Annotated in this window: 2 protein-coding genes; both read right to left on the reverse strand. The window is 67.0% G+C overall.

Features of this window, described 5'->3' with window-relative positions; genetic code table 11:
• Positions 1-932: CE1758 family FMN-dependent luciferase-like monooxygenase (locus B2284_RS12705; protein ID WP_286697598.1), on the reverse strand; the 932-nt coding region annotated here is incomplete at its 3' end.
• 293 nt (positions 933-1,225) lie between these two features.
• A complete protein-coding gene (locus B2284_RS12710) occupies positions 1,226-2,071 on the reverse strand; it encodes a RecB family exonuclease (RefSeq protein ID WP_286697599.1) in 846 nt (281 codons plus the stop codon).
• Positions 2,072-2,076 lie beyond the last annotated feature (5 nt).

The raw sequence follows: 2,076 nt of genomic DNA on the forward strand, positions 1-2,076 counted from the left end.
CCGGCGTGGTCGATGAGGAACAGCTGACGCTGGTAGTCACCGACGTAGTCGCGGAAGCCGAGCGTGGCCTCGACGACCTCGTCCGGCGTGCCGACCGTCAGCGGCGTCTGACGCGTGTAGTCCTCCAACGAACCCGCCCCGCCGTAGACCGGCGCGTGATCGAAGTAGGGGCGGAACGTCTCCATCGCCTTCGCCTTCGACTCGGCCATGAACACCTGCCCACCGAGGCCGACGATCGCGTCCTGCGCCCGGCCGTGACCGTAGTGCTCGAAGCGTTCCCGGTAGAACTGCACCATCTGCGCAGCGTGCTGCGGCGGCCAGAAGATGTGGTTGTGGAAGAAACCGTCACCGTAGTAGGCGGCCTGCTCCGCGATCTCGGGGCTGCGGATCGAGCCGTGCCAGACGAACGGCGCGATGTCGTCGAGCGGGCGCGGCGTCGAGGTGAAACCCTGCAGCGGTGTGCGGAACTTGCCCTCCCACGTCACGTTCTCTTCGTTCCACAGGCGGCGCAGCAGCGCGTAGTTCTCGATGGCGAGCGGAATGCCGTCGCGGATGTCCTTGCCGAACCACGGGTAGACCGGGCCGGTGTTGCCGCGCCCCAGCATGAGGTCGACGCGGCCGCCGGCGAGATGCTGCGCGTAGGCGTAGTCCTCGGCGATGCGCACCGGGTCCGTCGTCGTGATGAGCGTCGTCGACGTCGAGAGGATGATGTTCTTCGTCACCACCGCGAGGTTCGCCATCAGCACGGCCGGGTTGGCCGGTGCGACGAACGGCGGGTTGTGGTGCTGGCCGGTGGCGAAGACGTCGAGGCCCACCTCGTCGGCGAGCTTCGCCATCTCGACGGTGTTCGCGATGCGCTCGTGCTCGCTGACGGTGCGCCCTGTCGTCGGGTTCGTCGTGACGTCACCGACGGTGAAGATGCCGAACTGCATGAGGGCCTCCCTTGGTCCATGCATTCATGTAGTTGAAAATGCAACTACTTGCGGAACGGGACGGCGCGTCCGGTTATTCCAGCTGCGCGCGCGGTGACCCTGGTCCTGCGCGGCCCGACTGCGATTCCCGTACCCATCTGCGATTTTCGTCCACATTCAATGGACGTTGGTGAATGAGCGGTTGTCGTCAGCCTCGCCGCGGGGGCGGGCGCAGTGCAGGAGGCGATAGATGCCCGCAACGCGTCACTCGGACGGTGGCTGCCGCTGCGACGACCGGCCCGAACGGTCATCCTTCAGTCGCCATCGACGTCTCCGAGGTCGCCGGTGGTGCGGGGATCGAGCGCGAGACGCGCCGCGTGCTCGGGCAGCGGCGGGGGAGTGCCGCCCCATTCCGGGCACAGCGCCTTGTGATCGCACCACGAGCACAAGCGCGACTTCCTGGGCCGCCAGTCACCCGTCCGAGCACAGACCTCGATCGCGCGCCACAGCGCCTTGAGCTTGCGTTCGAGCGCGAGCAAGTCGGCCTCGTCGGGTTGATAACGCAAGAACTGACTGTTGCCCAGGTAGACGAGTTGCAGCATGAGCGGCATGACGCCCCGCGTGCGCCAGATGACGAGCGCGTAGAACTTCATCTGGAACAACGCCTTGTTCTCGAAGAGCTCCGACGGCGCCCGTCCCGTCTTGTAGTCGACGACGCGGATCTGCCCGCCGGGAGCGACGTCGAGGCGGTCGATGTACCCGCGCAGCGTGAGCCCGTCGAGGTCGGCCTCGACGTAGAGCTCGCGCTCGGCGGGTTCGAGGAACTGCGGGTTCTCCATCGCGAACCACTTCTCGACGAGCTTCTCCGCATCACGCAGCCACGTCGCGAGATCGTGCGGTGTGCTGCCCGCGAGTTCGGCCAGCTCCGGTTCGTCGGTGAGCATGTCCTCCCAGGCATGGGGGACGAGGTCGAGCGCCCGCTCGAGCGTGCGTTTCGGGGCGTCGACGTCGAAGATGCGCTCGAGCACCGAATGGACGAGCGTCCCCCGCGTCGCCGCCGCACTCGGCGACTCCGGCAGCTTGTCGATGGCGCGGAAGCGATAGAGCAGGGGGCACTGCATGAAGTCGGAGGCGCGCGACGGAGACAACGAAGCGGGCATCCGAG

The organism is Dermacoccus sp. UBA1591 (genome assembly GCF_002322065.1).
In the GTDB taxonomy this organism is placed as follows: Bacteria; Actinomycetota; Actinomycetes; order Actinomycetales; family Dermatophilaceae; genus Dermacoccus; species Dermacoccus nishinomiyaensis.

Coding starts and splice junctions, on each gene's coding strand:
- B2284_RS12710 (WP_286697599.1), bottom strand. CDS start 2,071: ATGCCCGCTTCGTTGTCTCCGTCGCGCGCCTCCGACTTCATGCAGTGC.